Origin of the sequence: Mesorhizobium shonense (genome assembly GCF_040545255.1) — a bacterium.
In the GTDB taxonomy this organism is placed as follows: domain Bacteria; phylum Pseudomonadota; class Alphaproteobacteria; order Rhizobiales; family Rhizobiaceae; genus Mesorhizobium; species Mesorhizobium shonense.
Genome location: NZ_JBEPLM010000025.1, coordinates 39,626 through 57,341, shown reverse-complemented (window position 1 = coordinate 57,341; position 17,716 = coordinate 39,626). Strand labels below are relative to the sequence as shown.

20 protein-coding genes are annotated in these 17,716 nt (G+C 64.3%); 10 read left to right on the top strand and 10 right to left on the bottom strand.

Going from position 1 to position 17,716, the window contains the following annotated elements; genetic code table 11:
* Positions 1-189: 189 nt before the first annotated feature.
* Together ABID26_RS34430 and ABID26_RS34425 are read left to right on the top strand one after the other, a co-directional pair.
* Positions 190-471 carry a cupin domain-containing protein gene (locus ABID26_RS34430; RefSeq protein ID WP_126096853.1) on the top strand — a complete coding sequence of 94 codons (282 nt, stop codon included), beginning with the start codon at positions 190-192 and terminating at the stop codon, positions 469-471.
* 77 nt (positions 472-548) lie between these two features.
* Entirely contained in the window at positions 549-776 is a 228-nt protein-coding gene (locus tag ABID26_RS34425; RefSeq protein WP_126096852.1) for a plasmid stabilization protein, read from the top strand.
* 418 nt (positions 777-1,194) lie between these two features.
* On the opposite strand, the gene ABID26_RS34420 is transcribed toward ABID26_RS34425, so the two are convergent.
* The 6 genes from ABID26_RS34420 to ABID26_RS34395 form a co-directional block, all read right to left on the bottom strand.
* Positions 1,195-1,614 carry a VOC family protein gene (locus ABID26_RS34420; RefSeq protein WP_126096851.1) on the bottom strand — a complete coding sequence of 140 codons (420 nt, stop codon included), beginning with the start codon at positions 1,612-1,614 and terminating at the stop codon, positions 1,195-1,197.
* Between the two features lie 95 nt (positions 1,615-1,709).
* Positions 1,710-3,035 (bottom strand): bifunctional folylpolyglutamate synthase/dihydrofolate synthase, encoded by a 1,326-nt coding sequence (locus ABID26_RS34415; protein WP_126096850.1) that lies wholly within the window; start codon positions 3,033-3,035, stop codon positions 1,710-1,712.
* 62 nt (positions 3,036-3,097) lie between these two features.
* On the bottom strand, positions 3,098-4,024 hold the full coding sequence (gene accD / locus ABID26_RS34410; protein ID WP_126096849.1) for an acetyl-CoA carboxylase, carboxyltransferase subunit beta: 927 nt from the start codon (positions 4,022-4,024) through the stop codon (positions 3,098-3,100).
* 38 nt (positions 4,025-4,062) lie between these two features.
* On the bottom strand, positions 4,063-4,902 hold the full coding sequence (gene trpA, locus ABID26_RS34405) for a tryptophan synthase subunit alpha (RefSeq protein ID WP_126096848.1): 840 nt from the start codon (positions 4,900-4,902) through the stop codon (positions 4,063-4,065).
* 2 nt (positions 4,903-4,904) lie between these two features.
* On the bottom strand, positions 4,905-6,155 hold the full coding sequence (gene trpB / locus ABID26_RS34400) for a tryptophan synthase subunit beta (RefSeq protein ID WP_126096847.1): 1,251 nt from the start codon (positions 6,153-6,155) through the stop codon (positions 4,905-4,907).
* An 81-nt stretch (positions 6,156-6,236) separates the two neighbouring features.
* Positions 6,237-6,896: a phosphoribosylanthranilate isomerase gene (locus ABID26_RS34395; RefSeq protein WP_126096846.1), complete on the bottom strand. Its 660-nt coding sequence runs from the start codon at positions 6,894-6,896 to the stop codon at positions 6,237-6,239.
* Positions 6,897-7,002: 106 nt separating this feature from the next.
* Here ABID26_RS34395 and ABID26_RS34390 point away from each other — a divergent pair, with 106 nt between their 5' ends.
* A complete protein-coding gene (locus ABID26_RS34390; RefSeq protein ID WP_126102469.1) occupies positions 7,003-7,221 on the top strand; it encodes a hypothetical protein in 219 nt (72 codons plus the stop codon).
* Between the two features lie 265 nt (positions 7,222-7,486).
* Here the strand turns inward: ABID26_RS34390 and ABID26_RS34385 are convergent, their stop codons facing one another.
* From ABID26_RS34385 to ABID26_RS34370, 4 genes are all read right to left on the bottom strand, one after another.
* On the bottom strand, positions 7,487-8,245 hold the full coding sequence (locus ABID26_RS34385; RefSeq protein ID WP_126096845.1) for a M48 family metallopeptidase: 759 nt from the start codon (positions 8,243-8,245) through the stop codon (positions 7,487-7,489).
* Positions 8,246-8,365: 120 nt separating this feature from the next.
* Entirely contained in the window at positions 8,366-8,848 is a 483-nt protein-coding gene (locus ABID26_RS34380) for a DUF2852 domain-containing protein (protein WP_126096844.1), read from the bottom strand.
* 115 nt (positions 8,849-8,963) lie between these two features.
* Positions 8,964-10,106: a benzoate/H(+) symporter BenE family transporter gene (locus ABID26_RS34375; RefSeq protein WP_126096843.1), complete on the bottom strand. Its 1,143-nt coding sequence runs from the start codon at positions 10,104-10,106 to the stop codon at positions 8,964-8,966.
* 2 nt (positions 10,107-10,108) lie between these two features.
* Positions 10,109-10,879 (bottom strand): alpha/beta hydrolase, encoded by a 771-nt coding sequence (locus ABID26_RS34370; RefSeq protein ID WP_126096842.1) that lies wholly within the window; start codon positions 10,877-10,879, stop codon positions 10,109-10,111.
* Positions 10,880-11,106: 227 nt separating this feature from the next.
* Between ABID26_RS34370 and infC the strand changes: the two genes are divergently transcribed.
* The 7 genes from infC to pheT all read left to right on the top strand — a co-directional run bounded on the left by infC (position 11,107) and on the right by pheT (position 17,693).
* Positions 11,107-11,643, top strand: coding sequence for a translation initiation factor IF-3 (gene infC / locus ABID26_RS34365; protein WP_126096841.1), 537 nt, complete (start codon positions 11,107-11,109; stop codon positions 11,641-11,643).
* 210 nt (positions 11,644-11,853) lie between these two features.
* Positions 11,854-12,501 (top strand): methyltransferase family protein, encoded by a 648-nt coding sequence (locus ABID26_RS34360; RefSeq protein WP_292374899.1) that lies wholly within the window; start codon positions 11,854-11,856, stop codon positions 12,499-12,501.
* A gap of 526 nt (positions 12,502-13,027) precedes the next feature.
* Positions 13,028-13,231, top strand: coding sequence for a 50S ribosomal protein L35 (rpmI, locus tag ABID26_RS34355; RefSeq protein WP_027166935.1), 204 nt, complete (start codon positions 13,028-13,030; stop codon positions 13,229-13,231).
* 39 nt (positions 13,232-13,270) lie between these two features.
* On the top strand, positions 13,271-13,672 hold the full coding sequence (gene rplT, locus ABID26_RS34350) for a 50S ribosomal protein L20 (protein WP_040968947.1): 402 nt from the start codon (positions 13,271-13,273) through the stop codon (positions 13,670-13,672).
* 96 nt (positions 13,673-13,768) lie between these two features.
* Entirely contained in the window at positions 13,769-14,854 is a 1,086-nt protein-coding gene (gene pheS, locus ABID26_RS34345; RefSeq protein ID WP_292374900.1) for a phenylalanine--tRNA ligase subunit alpha, read from the top strand.
* On the top strand, positions 14,851-15,288 hold the full coding sequence (locus ABID26_RS34340) for a GFA family protein (protein WP_292374901.1): 438 nt from the start codon (positions 14,851-14,853) through the stop codon (positions 15,286-15,288). The genes pheS and ABID26_RS34340 overlap by 4 nt, the downstream gene beginning before the upstream one ends.
* Entirely contained in the window at positions 15,285-17,693 is a 2,409-nt protein-coding gene (gene pheT, locus ABID26_RS34335) for a phenylalanine--tRNA ligase subunit beta (RefSeq protein ID WP_292374902.1), read from the top strand. Before ABID26_RS34340 ends, pheT begins: the two co-directional genes overlap by 4 nt.
* Positions 17,694-17,716 lie beyond the last annotated feature (23 nt).

The window sequence follows — 17,716 nt, the reverse complement described above, 5'->3', positions numbered from 1 at the left end:
ACTGAAACTGAAAGGGCTGGCCCCTGTGCAATACAGGACCCAGCCCTTAAATCTACCAGCTCAATGAACCGTCCAACTTTACGGGGTCAGTTCAGTCGCGCCGGGCTTTTTCTTTGGCGTCATCGCTGACGGCGCTCTGGCCCTCGCATGCACGCACGTCATGTCTTCTGCTTGGGAAGGGAGAGCGCCATGACCGGAACAGCCAAGGCTACCGTCTTCATTGACAACGAGCGCGTCATCGTCACCGAATACCGCTTCGCGCCGGGCGCCAACACCGGCTGGCATCGCCACGGCCACGACTATGTCGTGGTGCCGCTGATGGACGGCAAGGTGAAACTGGTGACCAAGGACGGCGTCACCTTCGCCGAGATGAAGAAAGGCGCGCCCTATTTCCGCAAGGAAGGCGTCGAGCACGACGTCATCAACGCCAATGACGGCGAATACGCCTTCATCGAGATCGAATTGAAGTGAGTTTGACGGCGAGCCATCATCTGCCATCTTGATGGCTAAGCTCTGTCGGCATCTATTTCCGGCAAGCGGAGTTCCAAATGGCCGAACCAAAACTCTCAGTCCGTAGCGCAAAAAGCATGGAACCTAGCTCATCGACGCGTCGCGAGAATCGTTCCATAGCCGATGTGATCGAACGCGCGCTCGAGTCCTATGAGATTCAGGAAGCACGGCGCGAACCTGCATCCAGCTTCTATGCTCGCCTGGTTGCAAACAGCGGAGCCGACATCGATCTGGAGAAAATTATCCGCGAAGGCCGCGAACTCTAGTGGCACTGCACAGGGATGTTGACCGGTCAGCTCTGTTTGCGTTGGCAGGCGGCATGCCTTGGAGATTGGCCGAAACGCCCATCGCGATCGTCATTCTAGGGCGGAGCAGGAGCGAAGCTCCGTCGCGAAGACCCTAGAATCCATGCCGTTACCTTCGCCAAAGGGTGCAACGGAGCAAAATTCTGCACCGTGGCGGCGCTTCCAAGTCACGGCATGGATTCTATGGTCTGCGCCGCGTCGCTTCGCTCCTTGCTCCGCCATAGAATGACGACGTTGGGTCGGCTTCAACCAATCCCGGGCGTTTGCGCTGACTTCACGGAAATGAACGGAAAATCTTGCACCAAGACAAACGGCAACCTTTCAAAATCCCTGTGCCGGGAACTAGCCGAATTTCGGACCGATCAATTGGCTGAAATAGTCACCAGTCGGCGACGCGATCGCCGCCGGCAAATTGCGCGCTTTTTGCGGTATATTCGAACAGCTCGATCTTCACGCCGTTGGGGTCGGTGATCCAGGCCTGGTAGGTGTCGTCGCAGGCGAGCTTCTTCGGCGTGACCTCGACGCCTTTCGATCGGATGTGCGTGATCGCGGCATCGATATCTTCCACCTCCAGGCAGAAGTGGTTGATCTGGTCGCGCTCGCTGTAGCTGGCCTCGCTCTTCTCGAACACCTCGACATGGCTGCGGCCGCCGCAATCGAGATAGAAGCCGAAGATCCTGCCGTCGCGCAGGAAATTGAACCTTGTGTCCATGCCGAGGACGTCGCGGTAGAAGCCGCGCGTCGCCTCCAGGTCATGCGCGAAGATGCAGACATGGGCGAGCTGCTTCACCTTGATCATGGCCGCTCTAACTCTTGTTTCTGCGCAATTCCGAACGGAAAACCGCTACGCACTTTTCCTGGAATAGTTCCAGCAATGGTCCCGTCGTACCCCTATCAGGTCGGCGGCGTGCCATTCTCGTCCAGCACCGCGCCAGCGAAATAGAGCGAGCCGCCGATGAGGATGCGCGGCGCCGGGCCGTCCCAGCTGTCGCGCAACAGCATCAGCGCATTGGCGACGGAGCCGACCGGCTCGGCCGACAGGCCGGCGTCCGCGGCGCGCAGCGACAGCTCGTCATTCGGCACGCCGGCGTCGCTTTTGCTCACCGGCACCGTGTAGACATGCCGGGCCAGCCCCTTGAAGGCGCTGAAATAGCCGCTCTGGTCCTTGGTGTTGATCATGCCGGAGATGAGGATCAGAGGGCGCGGGTTCTTTTCCTCCTGCTCGGCCAGCGCTTCGGCGATGACGACACCGGCGCCCGGATTGTGACCGCCGTCGAGCCAGATCTCGGCGCCCTTGGGCGCAAGGTCCACCAGACGGCCCTGCGTCAGCTTCTGCATCCTGGCCGGCCAGGCGACATTGGCCATCGCGCGTTCGGCGGCGCGGTGGCCGATCTCGAAGCCGGCCGCCTTGACCGCGGCGATCGCGGCGGCGGCATTGGCGAACTGGTGCCGTCCAGGCAGGCGCGGCAGCGGCAGGTCCATCAGGCCGTCCTCGTCCTGATAGACCATGCGGCCGTTCTCCTCGAAAGCCAGGAAATCCTGGCCGTAGACGACGGTCGGGCAGTCGAGCCGCTCGGCGGTCTCGATCAGCACCTCAAGCGCCGTCTCGCTTTCCTGCGCGCCGATCACCACCGGGCAGCCGCGCTTCATGATGCCGGCCTTTTCGGCCGCGATCACCTCGACCCGATCGCCGAGATAGGCTTCGTGATCCAGCGACACCGGCATGATCACCGAGACCGCAGGTCGCTCCACGACATTGGTAGCGTCGAAACGGCCGCCGAGCCCGACCTCGATGATCGCGGCTTCGGCCGGATGCTCGGAAAACAAGATGAAGGTGACGGCGGTGAGGATCTCGAAGACGGTGATCTTCTGGCCCTGATTGGCCTTGGCGACGCGCGCGATGGCCTCGGCAAAGACATCGTCGTCGACCAGCTTGCCGCCGCCCTCTGCCGCCAGCCGGTAGCGCTCGTGCCAGTTCACCAGATGCGGCGAGGTATGGACGTGGACGAGGTGGCCAGCCGCCTCCAGCAGCGCCCGCGCAAAGGCGGCGCAGGAGCCCTTGCCGTTGGTGCCGGCGATATGAATGACCGGCGGCAGCCGGTCCTGCGGATTGCCGAGACGTTCGAGCAGGCGGGTGATGCGGTCCAGCGAAAGGTCGAAGCCTTTCGGGTGGAGCGTCATCAGCTGTTCGATTTCGCGGTCGGCGGCGAGCGTTGTCATGGCAGAATCCTAAGCGCAGCCCGGCTGGCGCGCAATCGCGGTTCGCGGCGAACGGTGTCGCGTCAGGCCTGCGGCCGGGATTCCGCGTTGACGACCGCCGGCGGCAAGATTTCTGGCTCGACCGGCTTCTCTGGCGCCGGCATCTTGAGCAGCATCTTCAAGAGCCGCGCGATGGTCTGGCGCATCTCCAGCCGCGAGACCACCATGTCGACCATGCCATGCTCCATCAGGTATTCGGCGCGCTGGAAGCCGTCGGGCAGCTTCTCGCGGATGGTCTGCTCGATGACACGCGGGCCGGCAAAGCCGATCAGCGCGCCGGGCTCGGCGATGTGGACGTCGCCCAGCATGGCATAGGAGGCGGTGACGCCGCCCGTCGTCGGATTGGTGAGCACGACGATATAGGGCAGGCCGGCTTCCTTCAGCCGGTCGACACCGACCGTGGTGCGCGGCAGCTGCATCAGCGAGAGGATACCCTCCTGCATGCGGGCGCCGCCCGAGGCGGCGAACAGGATCAGCGGCCGCCTGCGCTGGAGGGCGACCTCGAAGGCGTGGACAATGGCTTCGCCGGCCGCCATGCCGAGCGAGCCGCCCATGAAAGCAAAATCCTGCACGGTGACGACGACCGGCAGGCCATCGATGGTGCCGGCGGCATTGAGGATCGCATCCTCGAGGCTGGTCTTGGCCTTCGCCTCCTTTAGGCGATCGGTGTAGCGCTTCTCGTCGCGGAACTTCAGCGGGTCCTGGACGACCTTGGGATTGTCCAGCGTCTCGTATTTGCCGTCGTCGAAGAAGTATTTCAGCCGCTCCTTGGCCGAGATCTTCATGTGATGGCCGGAAGCCGGGATGACGAACTGGTTGGATTCCAGGTCCTTGTGGAAGATCATCTCGCCGGTCTCGGGATCCTTGATCCAGAGGTTTTCCGGCATGTCGGTGCGCCGGCCGAGCATCGAATTGATCTTCGGACGGACGTAATTGGTGATCCAGTTCATGGCTTCGGCTCCTGTCCTGGAAGATAGACGTAGGAAGACTATTCGGCGGCAGCAAGGCGGGCAGAGCGCACGCCCTGGGCGAGGCCGCTGACCAAAGTGGCGACCGCCTCGGCCGGATCGGCGGTCTTCTCGCCCTTGGGTCCCAGCACATTGGCAACCGCGTTGACGATCGCGGTGCCGACGACGACGCCGTCGGCCGAGGCGCCGATCACCCGGGCCTGCTCGGCGGTCTTGACGCCGAAGCCGACGCAGACGGGCAGCGCGGTGTGGCCCTTGATGCGCTTGACCGCCGTCGCGACCTTGGCCGTGTCGGCAAGGGCCGAGCCGGTGATGCCGGTCATCGACACGTAGTAGACGAAGCCGGAAGTGTTCTCCAAAACCTTGGGCAGCCGCTTGTCGTCGGTGGTCGGCGTCGCCAGCCGGATGAAATTGATGCCGGCCTTCAGCGCCGGGATGCAGAGCTCCTCGTCCATCTCCGGCGGCAGGTCGACGACGATCAGGCCATCGATGCCGCTGGCCTTGGCATCGGCGAGGAAGCGATCGACACCATAGATGTAAATCGGGTTGTAGTAGCCCATCAGCACGATAGGCGTCTCGTCGTCGCCGGCGCGGAATTCAGCCGCCATCTTCAGCGTCTTGACCAGCGTCTGGCCGCCTTTCAGCGCCCTCAGGCCCGCCGCCTGGATGGCCGGACCGTCGGCCATCGGATCGGAGAAAGGCATGCCGAGCTCGATGACGTCGGCGCCGGCGCCCGGCAGCGCCTTCATGATGGCTAGAGAGGTGTCGTAGTCCGGATCGCCGCCCATGATGTAGGTGACCAAAGCCGGACGGCCCTCGGATTTGAGCTTCGCCATGCGGCGGTCGATGCGGGTCGTCATTGTCAGATCTCCATGCCCAGCATCGAGGCCACCGTGTGCACGTCCTTGTCGCCGCGGCCGGACAGGTTGACGATGACGATCTGGTCCTTGTCCATGGTCGGCACGATCTTCATCGCATGCGCGATGGCATGCGCGGATTCCAGCGCCGGGATGATGCCTTCGACGCGGGTCGTCAGCTGGAAGGCTTCCAGCGCCTCGTCGTCGAGGATCGGCTCATATTGGACGCGGCCCGAATCGCGCAGCCAGGAATGCTCAGGCCCGACGCCGGGATAGTCGAGACCGGCCGAGATCGAATGGCCATCGAGGATCTGGCCGTCCGAATTCTGCAGGAGATAGGTGCGGTTGCCGTGCAGCACGCCGGGCTGGCCGGCATTCATCGAGGCGCAATGCTCGACGCCGTCGAGGCCGCGCCCGCCGGCTTCGACGCCGATGATGCGGACTTGCCTGTCGTCGAGGAAGGGGTGGAACAGGCCGATGGCGTTGGAGCCGCCGCCGACGGCGGCGATGATGACGTCGGGCAGGCGGCCTTCCTGCTCAAGCACCTGGGCACGCGCTTCCGAGCCGATCACCGACTGGAAATCGCGCACCAGCTCCGGATAGGGATGCGGACCGGCGGCGGTGCCGATCAGGTAATAGGTGCCCTCGACATTGGTCACCCAGTCGCGCAGGGCCTCGTTCATGGCGTCCTTCAGCGTGCCGTGGCCGGCGGTGACCGGCCGCACCTCGGCGCCGAGCAGCTTCATGCGGAAGACGTTGGGGCTCTGGCGGGCGACGTCGGTGGCGCCCATGTAGACGACGCAAGGATAGCCGAAGCGCGCCGCAACCGTGGCGGCAGCGACGCCATGCTGGCCGGCGCCGGTCTCGGCGATGATGCGCTTCTTGCCCATGCGCTTGGCGAGCAGGATCTGGCCGAGGCAGTTGTTGATCTTGTGCGAGCCGGTGTGGTTGAGGTCCTCGCGCTTGAAATAGACCTTGGCGCCGCCCCCGAGGCCCTTCGCCGAGGAAACTTCACGAAGATGCTTGGTCAGGCCCTCGGCGAAATAGAGCTTCGACGGCCGCCCGGCATAGTGGGTGGAGAGGTTCTGCAGCTCGGCCTTGAACTCCGGATCGTTCTTGGCTTTGTTCCATTGCTCTTCGAGGTCGAGGATCAGCGGCATCAGCGTCTCGGCGACGAAGCGGCCGCCGAAAATGCCGAACATGCCCTGCTCGTCGGGCCCGGTGCGGAAGGAATTGGGCATAGCCGGCTTGTCCATCGCCGATCTCCTAAGTCTTGACTGGTGAGCCTGCCGGAAGGCCGGCTTTCGCCTTTCCGCGGCATGCCCAGGTTGGGTTCGTCAGGCGGCGCGGTCGTCGCGCGCGGCCCTCACGGCCCGGAAAAACTGCTCGATCAGCGCCGGATCCTTGACGCCCGGAGCGCTTTCCACGCCGGACGAGATGTCTATTCCGGGCGGATTGGCCAGTCTCAGGGCATCGCCGACATTGGCGGCGTTGAGCCCTCCGGAAAGCATGTAATCGAGGCCGGCGTCAAGGCCGGCAAGGATGCGCCAGTCGAAGGCGACGCCGTTGCCGCCCGGCAATTGCGACCCCTTGGGCGGCTTGGCGTCGAACATGAAGCGGTCGGCGATGCCGATATAGGGTTTCAGCCGGTCGAGATCCGCCGCTTCGCTGACCGACAGCACCTTCATCACCGGCAGGCCGTAGCGCGCCTTGAGCTCCGCCACCCGTTCCGATGTTTCGGCGCCGTGGAGCTGCAGCATGTCGGGGCGCATCCCGGCGACGATCTCGTCGAGGAAGGCGTCGTCGGCATCGACGGTGACGGCGACCGCCTTGGCCTTGCCGATCGCAGCCCGGCGCAGGCGGCCGGCGTCGACGGGTTCGATATAGCGAGGGCTCCTGGCGAAAAAAATGAAACCGACATGGCTGGCGCCGCCGGCAAGGGCGGCGGCCATCGCGGCGTCGGTCTTCAATCCGCAGATCTTGATGTCGAGCGTCATGGCGCGGGATTGGCACGAAACGGCCAAAGAGTCGAGAAAAAGCATGCTGTTGCCGGACGATCAGAAAGCGCTAACTTTCTCAGGAGACAAGGCGGGAGCAACAATCATGGCCGACCAGACCGTCGCCGAACTCAGGCAGAAGATCGCGCAGGCGCGCGAGGTAATCGCGCATCTGATGGAGAAGTCCGACTTCAACGGCGCCGAGGCGCACCGGGCGCTGGATTATTTCGGCAGCGATGCCTTCGACCGGAATTTTTTGCCATGGCCGCATCAGGGCGAGGAAGGGCTGCGGCCGGAAGAGCTTAATGCGGCGAATGACGATTGAGCGGTCAAGGTCGGTGCGAGCCGAAGGTAGATAATTGGGGAAAAGGCGGCGGGACAGCACCCCCCTCTGGCCTGCCGGCCATCTCCCCCGCAAGGGGGGAGATCAGCAGCTTCGGCGCTTAGCCCTTCCTGCAACGCTTGAGATTGGCGAAAGCCGTGGCAACATCCAATCTCCCCCCTTGCGGGGGAGATGGCCGGCAGGCCAGAGGGGGGTGGGAAGGATCGCGGCGTGGCAGCTTTTGTTCCCTTTCCAGCCGCCGCCAGCCTTACTCAAACACGATCGCCTGTAACGCCCCACCGTTGCGCTTCAGCCAGTCCTTGCAGCGGTCGGTGTCGGGGCAGAGCTTTTCGCACAATTTCCAGAATTTCGGACCGTGGTTCATCTCTTTCAGATGCGCGACCTCGTGCGCCACCAGGTAATTGATGACCGGCGGCGGCGCCATCATGATGCGCCACGAGAAGGAAAGATTGCCCTCCGACGTGCATGACCCCCAGCGGCTGGAGGTATCCTTATACCGGATTGCCTTGGCGCGCTTGCCGATCGCCTCGGTATGCTTGACCACCAGCTTCTCGATCTCGCGCTTGGCCTCGCGCTTCAGATAATCGGCAATGCGGCGCGGCAGGTGAATGCGCTCGCCATGGACGATCAGCAGCGGGCCGCGATCGTCGCGCGCGATGGTGACGGTGCCGCGCTTTGCCGGCTCATGGACGATGCGATGCGGCACGCCGCGGATCGGGACCTTGATGCCGGGCCGCACCTGCGGCCGCATCGGCACCTTGGCCAGGCGCTGCTCCAGCCAGTCTTGATGACGGTCGAGGAACTTCTCCACCTCGCCGCGCCGCAGGCCGGGCGGCACGGTGATGCGCAGGCCCTGGCCGCCGGAATCGATGCGCAGCGTCAGCCGCCGGGCCCTGGCGCTCTCGACAATCTTGAGCGGCAGTGTGCGGCCGGCGACGCAATGCTCGCGCTCGACGACGGGCTTGGGCTTTGGCTTGGTCAGGTTGCGAAAGAAGCCGAGGGACATGGCTGGACGATACGCGATTCGAGGAAAACGGCCAGTAGACTGAAGCTATATGGAGAACAAAAAAGAAACGGCGCCGCTTGCGCGACGCCGTCTTATCGTGCCGAGACCTGTCGCAGGATCTCAGTCGTCGAGCAGGTTCGTGCCCTTGCCGCGCTTCGGTGCGGGCTTTCCGGTCGCGTCGTTCGTGGTGGTCGGCGCAGTCCGCTTGTTGCGCTCAGCCATGAAGCGGTCGAACTCTTCCTGGTCCTTGGCGCGGCGCAGCTCGCGCGCATACTCGTCGAACTCGGTGAGCATTTCGTCGAGCTTGCGGCGCTCCTCGGCGAGGCGCTCGAGCTCCTTCTCGCGCCAGTCGTCGAACGCGACGTTGCCAGTGCGAGACGAGCCATGGCCCCAGCGGGCAGCCTTGTCGGAGCTGCGGCGGCAGCCGGCGAAGATGCCGTCCGTGGCGCGGTTGACGTCGCGCTTGAAGCCTTCGAGCCGGTCGCCCCAGATGATGTAGGCGAGCATGGCGAAGCCGAGCGGCCAGAACACCATGAAGCCGATCACCATCAGCGCGATGGTAGCCGGCGTCCAGGCCGGACGGATCAATGCGGTTGTGTTCATTTCTCCCAATCCTTCCATTGGAGACAGCCAAACCGGCTGCGTGGAATCGAAATGGGAAGGCGAAATCGGCGATTCAAGGCAAGTTCGGCCAAAACCGGCGAAGGGTCTGAAATGATTATCGCTTTTTGAGTTTTTCGAGGAAAAGCACTGCCATTCCGGCAACGAGCCCCCAGAACGCCGCGCCGACGCCGAACAAAGTGAGCCCCGAGGCCGTCACCGCGAAGGTGACGGTGGCCGACATGCGCTCGTCCGCGTCATGGAGCGCGATCGACAGCGCGTTGGCTAAAGGCGCCGTCAGCGCCAGGCCGGCGACCAGCACGATCAGGCTCTGCGGCAGGACAGCGAAGATCGCCACCAGCGAGGCGCCGAAGATGGCAAAGACCAGGTAGGCGAGTGAATAGAACGGCCCGGTCTTCCAGCGTTCGGCGGGGTCGGGATGGACATCCGGGCCGGTGCAGATCGCCGCCGAGATCGCCGCCAGATTGGTGGTCGAGGCGGCGAACGGCGCCGAGAGCAGCGAAAACAGGCCGGTGACGCCGATCAGCGGGCCGGGCTCCGGGTGATAGCCGGCGGCTTTCAGCACGGCGAGGCCGGACAGATTCTGCGAGGCCATGGTGACGAGGTAGAGCGGCAGGGCCAGGCCGACGATTGCCGAGATGGTAAACTGCGGCGCGACCAGCGTCAGCGTCGACAGCTCCGGCGCCGGCAGGCCGCCGACGCGGCCGGTGAGGAAGGCGGCAAGGCCGCCGCCGATCAGCACCACCAGGACCGAGACCGCCGGGTTGAACAGCCGGATGACGAAGAAGGCGGCGATCAGCGGCAGGATCAGCCACGGATCGGCGGGGATGGCCTTCACCGCACTGATGGCGAAGCCGACCAGGATGCCGGCCAGCATGCCGGATGCGACCGAGGCGGGTATCATCGCGATCAGTCGGGTCAGCGGCTTGAACAGGCCGGTGGCGATCAGAAGCATGCCGGTGACGATGAAGGCGCCGACGGCTTCCGGCATCGTGAAGCCGCTGGAGGCGGCAATCAGCGCCAGGCCCGGCGTCGACCAGGCGGTGATGACCGGCATCTTGGTGCGCCAGGACAGCCACAGGCATTCGATGGCCATGGCCAGGCAGATCGCCGTCACCCAGCTTGCGGTCTCGATCTGCGTGGCGCCGACCGCCTTGGCGGCGGCAATGATGATGGCTAAAGTGCCACCGAAGCCGACGATTGCCGCGACGAAGGCGGATATCGGAATGGAGATGCGCATCGTCAGGCGACCCGCCGGGCCATGTCGCCGACGGCGCGCTTGAGCAGGTCGAGGTCCTGCGGGCGCGACAGGCGATGATCGCCGTCGGGGATCAGCGACAGCGTGACGTCATCGGACGGCAGCAGGGCCGCGAGTTTTAACGCATGCCCCGATGGCACGTCCGGATCGGCGAGACCCTGCAGAATATGCACCGGGCAATGGGTGTCGATCGGCCCGGTCATCACCCGGTTCGCCCGGCCATCCTCGATCAGCGCGCGCGTGTAGATATAAGGCTCGTCCGAATAATCCGACGGTTCGGCGAAAAATCCCTTTTTCGAAAGGTCGCGCTTTTGCGCCTTGGTCAGCACCGGTTCGATCAATTCGGCGGTAAAATCCGGCGCCGGCGCCAGCAGAACCAGGCCGGCGACGCGATCGTCGCCGGCCTTGCGCAATTCCTGCACCATGCGCAGCGCGATCCAGGCCCCCATCGAGGAGCCGACCAGGATCTGCTTGCCCTTGCTGAAGCTCCGCAAGACGGCGAGGCTCTCGGCCAGCCATTTCGAGATCGTGCCGTCGGCGAACTCGCCGCCGGATTCGCCATGGCCGGAATAGTCGTGGCGCAGATAGGCGCGGCCTTCGCTGGCCGTCCAGGCCGACAGCGCTTCGGCCTTGGTGCCCAACATGTCGGACTTGTAGCCGCCCAGCCAGACGACGCCAGGGGCGGCACCCGGCGCCTGCCTGACGGCGATCTCCGCTCCGTCCACGTCGATGAAAACTGGTGCGCTGGCGTTCATGACCTTGTCCTTCCCGGCCGGTCTTTTGGCACAACCAATGGTTCGCGGAAAAGTGCTCGCGACGTTTCTTTGCTTGGTGCAGGCGACAGCTAGCTTTTGCGGGCAAGCTTTGAGGTGATTTCCTGGCGAGGCTGTGCTATTGACTCCGGCCGCGCGCTCACCACATAGGCGCGTTCACAGATCGAACTCAAAAACCCTGAACGAAAACGGCCGAGGAGACCACGACCATTCGCAGACCTTTCAAAGCAGCGGCACCCACCAAGGACGGTCCGCGCTCCAATCGAGACATCCGGGTGCCCCGGGTCCAGCTCATCGACGCAGAAGGCCACAACCGTGGCGAAGTTTCCATCAACGACGCGCTGCTTCTGGCCGAAGAGGCCGGGCTCGATCTCGTCGAGATATCGCCCAACGCGCAGCCGCCCGTCACCAAGATCCTCGATCTTGGCAAGCTGAAATACGCCAACCAGAAGAAGGCGGCCGAAGCACGCAAGAACCAGAAGGTCATCGAGATCAAGGAGATCAAGATGCGCCCGAACATCGACAGCCATGACTACGAGACCAAGATGAAGGCCGTGCGGCGCTTCTTCGAAGAGGGCGACAAGGTCAAGCTGACGCTGCGCTTCCGCGGCCGCGAGATGGCGCATATGGAGCTCGGCATGCAGCTTCTGAACAAGGTCCGCGAGGAAGTGGCGCCGATCGCCAAGGTCGAGGCGGAGCCGAAGCTCGAAGGCCGCCAGATGATGATGGTGCTGGCGCCCCGCTGACAGGGTGCCTCACATTTTCTTTCCCTCCAGGAGCCATCCGGCGCGACCGCCGCAATCCGTCGTACCGATCACGGTTTCGAGAAAGAGAATTGACCGGCCGGCGCTGCTTCGTGCTCCAAAATCCGCCTGAATTGCGGAGCACGGCGTCCCGACGATCGGCGGGGGCGCCTACCCGATCGCCGGCAAACCCTCGACGATCGGACTGCAATCATGGTCGATGACGTGAAATTCGCGAATGACGACCCGCCCGCCGGGTTGGGCGCCTACCAGCAGATGCGCAGGCTGGTGCTGGCGGTGCTGATCGTGGTGCTGTTCGCGGCATTGCTGTTCGGCCAGTCGACCTTTCCGCCAGACACGCCGATGCATGAGTCGATCGAGATGTTCGGCGTGCTGCTGATCTTCCTCGGCGTCGTCGGGCGCCTGTGGTCGACGCTTTATATCGGCGGGCGCAAGTCCTCCGAAGTGGTCACCGGCGGACCCTATTCGATCACCCGCAACCCGCTCTATGTGTTCTCGACGGTGGCCGCCGCCGGTGTTGGCGCCCAGATCGGCTCGTTCAGCGGCATCGTCCTGTTCGCGCTTCTGTGCGCCGGGGCCTTCCATATCGTCATCCTGCGCGAGGAGAAATTCCTCAAGCAGGCGCTCGGCGCCCCTTACGAAGCCTACCTGGCGCGCGTGCCGCGGTTCTTTCCAAAACTCTCGCTTTACAAGGAAGGCGACACCGGCAGCTTCAAGCCGCGCCTGCTCTTGAACACGCTGCTCGACGGGCTTGTATTCCTGGTGGCGCTGCCTGCCTTCGAGCTGATCGACGGCGCCCAGCAGTCGGGGATGCTGCCGGTGTGGTTCCGGTTGCCCTGACTTGGGGACGGCGCATGCCGGGCCGGATCTGCCGCGCAACGTCATCGGCTTGGAGTGAAGATCACAAATTACGGACGTCGGCGCCGCCCCTCATCCGCCTGCCGGCACCTTCTCCCCGTATAGTGACGGGGAGAAAGGGCTGGCCGCGATGCTGGCGCCATTCTTGCAACGTTGGCGATTGGCGAAATCAGCGATGAGAGCGCCCCTCTCCCCGTCACTATACGGGGAGAGGATGCCGGCAGGCAGGTGAGGGGCGGCGCCGGCGCCGGGAGAATTCATCCTGAAGCGTTCGCCATACGAGCGTCGCCTCGGGTGTTGCACACCGGCCGTCTTTGATCTATAGGACCGCCGTTCCGCGTACCGGTTCGAAAATCGTCTCTGATTTTCGGAAAGCACGATACGCAGAATGAAAAACGAAAACCGCCCGGCAGGGCATGCCGTGGCGGTTTCATTTGCTTTTCGGGCTTTGGTCGGCCCGAAGCGAGAAAAGAAGCGCGATTGTGCGCCCATGATACGGAGTAGCAAAATGCCCAAGATGAAGACCAAATCGGCCGCCAAGAAGCGGTTCAAGATTACTGCCACCGGCAAGGTGCTGTCGGCTGCCGCCGGCAAGCGCCACGGCATGATCAAGCGTTCCAACAAGTTCATTCGCGATGCCCGCGGCACGATGGTTCTGGCTGAACCGGACGGCAAGAAGGTCATCAAGAATTTTCTGCCGAACGGCCTTTAAGCATTTCGGTCCGGAACAGCGTTTTAAGGAGATCATGACATGGCACGCGTAAAGAGAGGCGTCACCGCCCACGCCAAGCACAAGAAGGTCCTGAAAGCCGCCAAGGGTTTCTACGGCCGTCGCAAGAACACCATCCGCATCGCCAAGCAGGCGGTGGAGAAGTCGCTGCAGTACGCCTACCGCGACCGCAAGAACCGCAAGCGCTCGTTCCGCGCGCTGTGGATCCAGCGCATCAACGCGGCGGTGCACGAGCATGGCCTGACCTATGGCCGCTTCATCGATGGCCTCAACAAGGCCGGCATCGAGATCGACCGCAAGGTGCTTTCGGACATGGCCATCCACGAGCCGCAGGCTTTCGCAGCGCTTGTGGCCAAGGCCAAGGTCGCGCTCGAATATCTGAAGAACACCACGCCGAATGCTTTTGAGAGCGCTGTAGCCTAACCAGCGCCTTCCCAAGCATCTTCGACACTTGATTTGGGAAACCCGCGCTGGCAGGGCTGGCGCGGGTTTTTCTTTGCTTCCAATCGGGTCCGGAACATGAGCGACATGGACACTCTCGAAAATTCCCTTCTGGCCGATATCGCGGCCGCGACCGACGAGCAGGCGATCGAGGCGGTGCGCGTCTCAGCGCTGGGCAAGAAGGGCTCGGTCTCCGAAATGCTGAAGACGCTCGGCGCCATGAGCGCCGAGGAGCGCCAGGTGAAAGGCCCGGCGATCAACGGCCTGAAGAACCGCATCACCGAAGCGCTGAGCGCGCGCAAGGCGGAGCTGAAGGACGTCGCGATCGCCGCACGGCTTGCCGCCGAGAAAGTCGATGTCACGCTGCCGGTGCGCCAGTCGCCGGCCGAGCGCGGCCGCATCCATCCGATCAGCCAGGTGATCGACGAGATCGCGGCGATCTTCGGCGACCTCGGCTTCGCCATCGCCGAAGGTCCGGACATCGAGACCGACTATTACAACTTCACCGCGCTCAACTTCCCCGAGGGCCATCCGGCGCGCGAGATGCACGACACCTTCTTCTTCCAGCCGGATGAGAAGGGCGAGCGCAAGCTTTTGCGCACCCATACCTCGCCGGTGCAGATCCGCACCATGGAGCGGCAGAAGCCGCCGATCCGCATCGTCATCCCCGGCAAGACCTACCGGCAGGATTCGGACGCCACGCACTCGCCGATGTTCCATCAGGTCGAGGGACTGGTAGTCGACAAGACAGCCAACGTCGCCAACATGAAGTGGGTGCTGGAGGAGTTCTGCAAGGCCTTCTTCGAGGTGCCGTCGGTCAAGATGCGCTTCCGGCCGTCCTTCTTCCCGTTCACCGAGCCCAGTCTCGAGGTCGACATTCAGTGCGACCGCTCGCGGCCCGGCGAAGTGCGCTTCGGCGAAGGCTCCGACTGGATGGAGATCCTGGGCTGCGGCATGGTGCATCCGAACGTGCTGCGCGCCGGAGGGCTCGATCCCGACGAATATCAGGGCTTCGCCTGGGGCATGGGCATCGACCGCATCGCCATGCTGAAATACGGCATGCCGGACCTGCGCGCCTTCTTCGACGCCGACGTGCGCTGGCTCACGCATTACGGCTTTCGCCCGCTCGACCTGCCGACGCTGTTCGGGGGGCTCTCGACGTGACCGCCCCGCATACCGGCGGCTGCCGCTGCGGCGCGGTACGGTTCGAGGCGTCAGCCGAGCCGCACCACATCAGCTATTGCCATTGCGGCGATTGCCGGCGCGCCAGCGGCGCGCCGGTGTCGGCCTTCGTCGGCTTCATGGCCGATCAGATCGCGCTCGACGGCAAGTCGTTGAAGACATTCGAGAACGGCCCGGTGACGCGCTCGTTCTGCGGCGTCTGCGGCTCGCCGATCGCCTATGTCGACGAGCGGCTGGCCGACCAGATCTATTTCATGCTCGGCGCCATGGACATGCCGGCCTATTTCAGGCCGACGCTGCATGCCCATGTTCGCGAGCAGCTGCCCTTCCTGCATATGCCGGACGACTTGCCGCGCCATCTCAAGACCAGCGTGCCAAGACCATCATCGTCTAACCCGGACGGAACACAGTCATGAAATTCACCCTCTCCTGGCTCAAGGACCATCTCGAGACCGACGCTTCGCTTGCCGAGATCGTCGAGCGACTGACCGCGATCGGCCTGGAAGTCGAACATGTCGACGACAAGGCGAGCCTGAAACCCTTCGTCATCGCCAGGGTGCTGACCGCGGTGCAGCATCCCGACGCGGATCGCCTGCGCGTGCTCACCGTCGATACCGGCGACGGCAAGCCGCCGGTGCAGGTGGTGTGCGGCGCGCCCAACGCCCGCGCCGGCCTGATCGGCGCCTTCGCGGCGCCCGGCACCTATATCCCCGGCATCGACGTGACGCTCTCGGTCGGCAAGATCCGCGGCGTCGAAAGCCACGGCATGATGTGCTCGGAGCGCGAGCTGGAACTGTCGGATGAGCACAGCGGCATCATCGACCTGCCGGCCGATGCGCCTGTCGGTACCAGCTTCGCGGCCTATGCGCATCTCGACGATCCGGTGATCGAGATCAATTTGACGCCGAACCGGCCCGATGCGACCAGCGTCTACGGCATCGCGCGCGATCTCGCGGCGAGCGGCCTCGGCCGCCTCACCGGCGGCGCGATCATGCCGCATGCCGGCGAAGGGATGTGCCCGGTGAAGGTCAAGATCGAGGCGCCGGAACTCTGCCCCGGCTTCGCGCTGACGCTGGTCAAAGGCGTCAAGAACGGCCCGTCGCCGAAATGGCTGCAGCAGCGGCTGATCGCCATCGGGCTTCGGCCGATCAGCGCGCTGGTCGACATCACCAACTATGTCACCTTCGATCGCGGCCGGCCGCTGCATGTCTTCGACGCCAACAAGGTCGCAGGCAATCTGGTCGTGCGCCGCGCCAGGGACGGCGAGAAGGTGCTGGCGCTCGACGGGCGCGAATACACGCTGACGCCGGAGATGTGCGTGATCGCCGACGACGATGGCGTCGAATCGATCGCCGGCATCATGGGCGGCGAGCATTCGGGCTGCGACGAGAACACCACCGACGTGCTGATCGAGTCGGCGCTCTGGGACCCGATCGCGACGGCCCGCACCGGCCGCGCGCTCGGCATCATCAGCGATGCGCGCTACCGCTTCGAGCGCGGCGTCGATCCCGAATTCATGGTGCCCGGCGTCGAGCTCGCCACCAAGCTGGTGCTCGATTTCTGCGGCGGCACGCCGACGGAAATCGAGGTGGCAGGCTATGCCGGCCACAAGCCGAAGATCATCTTCTTCCCGCTCTCGGAAGTGAAGCGGCTGACCGGCATTGAGGTGCCAAGAGAGGAAGCGCTCGGGATCCTGACCAGGCTCGGCTTCGAGCCGCGCAGCTCGGGCGACGCCGTCGAGGTGAAGGTGCCGTCCTGGCGGCCGGATGTCGACGGCAAGGCCGACCTGGTCGAGGAAGTGATGCGCATCCACGGCGTCGACAACATCTTGGCCCAGCCGCTGACCTCGCATGACGCGGTCAACGGCAAGATCCTGACCACGCTGCAGGTGCGCACCCGCGCGGCCAAGCGCGCGCTGGCCGTGCGCGGCATGATGGAGGCCGTCACCTGGTCGTTCATCCCGGCCAAGCACGCCGAGCTGTTCGGCGGCGGCCAGAACGCGCTGAAGCTCGCCAATCCGATCGCCGCCGACATGTCCGACATGCGGCCCTCGCTGCTGCCGGGGTTGATCGCTGCTGCGCAACGCAATGCCGATCGAGGCATCGGCGACGTGGCGCTGTTCGAGGTTTCCGGCACCTATGAGGGCGACATGGCCGACCAGCAGCGGCGCGTCGCCGCCGGCGTCAGGCGCGGCACGGCCAAGCTCGACGGTTCCGGCCGCAGCTGGTCCGGCAATGCCGGACCGGTCGGCGTGTTCGACGCCAAGGCGGATGCGATCGCGGCGCTCGAAGCCTGCGGCGCGCCGGTCGACCGGCTGCAGGTCGAAGCAGGCGGCCCGGCCTGGTACCATCCCGGCCGCTCCGGCACGATCAAGCTCGGGCCGAAGACCGTGCTCGGCACCTTCGGTGAATTCCATCCGAAGACGCTCGAATCGCTCGACGTTGTCGGATCGATCTGCGGCTTCGAAGTCTATGTCGACGCCGTGCCGGAGCCCAAGGCCAAGCCGACACGCACCAAGCCGAAGCTCGAGCTATCGCCCTTCCAGGCGGTAAAGCGCGACTTCGCCTTCGTCGTCGACAGGTCGGTCGAGGCAGGTACCTTGGTGCGGGCAGCTTTAGCCGCCGACAAGAAGCTGGTCACCGGCGTTTCGGTGTTCGACGTCTTCGAGGGCGCTGCGCTCGGCGCCGCCAAGAAGTCGATCGCCATCGAAGTCTCGATCCAGCCGGTCGAAAAGACGCTGACCGACGAGGATTTCGAGGCGCTCGCAAAACGCATCGTCGAGAACGTCAACAAGCAGACGGGCGGCGTGCTGAGAGCGTAAGGCATTGCGGAGCGATGGCGAAT

Coding starts and splice junctions, on each gene's coding strand:
- ABID26_RS34420 (WP_126096851.1), bottom strand. CDS start 1,614: ATGATCAAGGTGAAGCAGCTCGCCCATGTCTGCATCTTCGCGCATGAC.
- pheS (WP_292374900.1), top strand. CDS start 13,769: ATGAGCGACATGGACACTCTCGAAAATTCCCTTCTGGCCGATATCGCG.
- accD (WP_126096849.1), bottom strand. CDS start 4,024: ATGAACTGGATCACCAATTACGTCCGTCCGAAGATCAATTCGATGCTC.
- ABID26_RS34360 (WP_292374899.1), top strand. CDS start 11,854: ATGGTCGATGACGTGAAATTCGCGAATGACGACCCGCCCGCCGGGTTG.
- ABID26_RS34375 (WP_126096843.1), bottom strand. CDS start 10,106: ATGCGCATCTCCATTCCGATATCCGCCTTCGTCGCGGCAATCGTCGGC.
- trpB (WP_126096847.1), bottom strand. CDS start 6,155: ATGGACAAGCCGGCTATGCCCAATTCCTTCCGCACCGGGCCCGACGAG.
- ABID26_RS34425 (WP_126096852.1), top strand. CDS start 549: ATGGCCGAACCAAAACTCTCAGTCCGTAGCGCAAAAAGCATGGAACCT.
- ABID26_RS34430 (WP_126096853.1), top strand. CDS start 190: ATGACCGGAACAGCCAAGGCTACCGTCTTCATTGACAACGAGCGCGTC.
- ABID26_RS34370 (WP_126096842.1), bottom strand. CDS start 10,879: ATGAACGCCAGCGCACCAGTTTTCATCGACGTGGACGGAGCGGAGATC.
- rpmI (WP_027166935.1), top strand. CDS start 13,028: ATGCCCAAGATGAAGACCAAATCGGCCGCCAAGAAGCGGTTCAAGATT.
- rplT (WP_040968947.1), top strand. CDS start 13,271: ATGGCACGCGTAAAGAGAGGCGTCACCGCCCACGCCAAGCACAAGAAG.
- ABID26_RS34390 (WP_126102469.1), top strand. CDS start 7,003: ATGGCCGACCAGACCGTCGCCGAACTCAGGCAGAAGATCGCGCAGGCG.
- trpA (WP_126096848.1), bottom strand. CDS start 4,902: ATGACGACCCGCATCGACCGCCGCATGGCGAAGCTCAAATCCGAGGGC.
- ABID26_RS34380 (WP_126096844.1), bottom strand. CDS start 8,848: ATGAACACAACCGCATTGATCCGTCCGGCCTGGACGCCGGCTACCATC.
- ABID26_RS34415 (WP_126096850.1), bottom strand. CDS start 3,035: ATGACAACGCTCGCCGCCGACCGCGAAATCGAACAGCTGATGACGCTC.
- ABID26_RS34395 (WP_126096846.1), bottom strand. CDS start 6,896: ATGACGCTCGACATCAAGATCTGCGGATTGAAGACCGACGCCGCGATG.
- ABID26_RS34385 (WP_126096845.1), bottom strand. CDS start 8,245: ATGTCCCTCGGCTTCTTTCGCAACCTGACCAAGCCAAAGCCCAAGCCC.
- pheT (WP_292374902.1), top strand. CDS start 15,285: ATGAAATTCACCCTCTCCTGGCTCAAGGACCATCTCGAGACCGACGCT.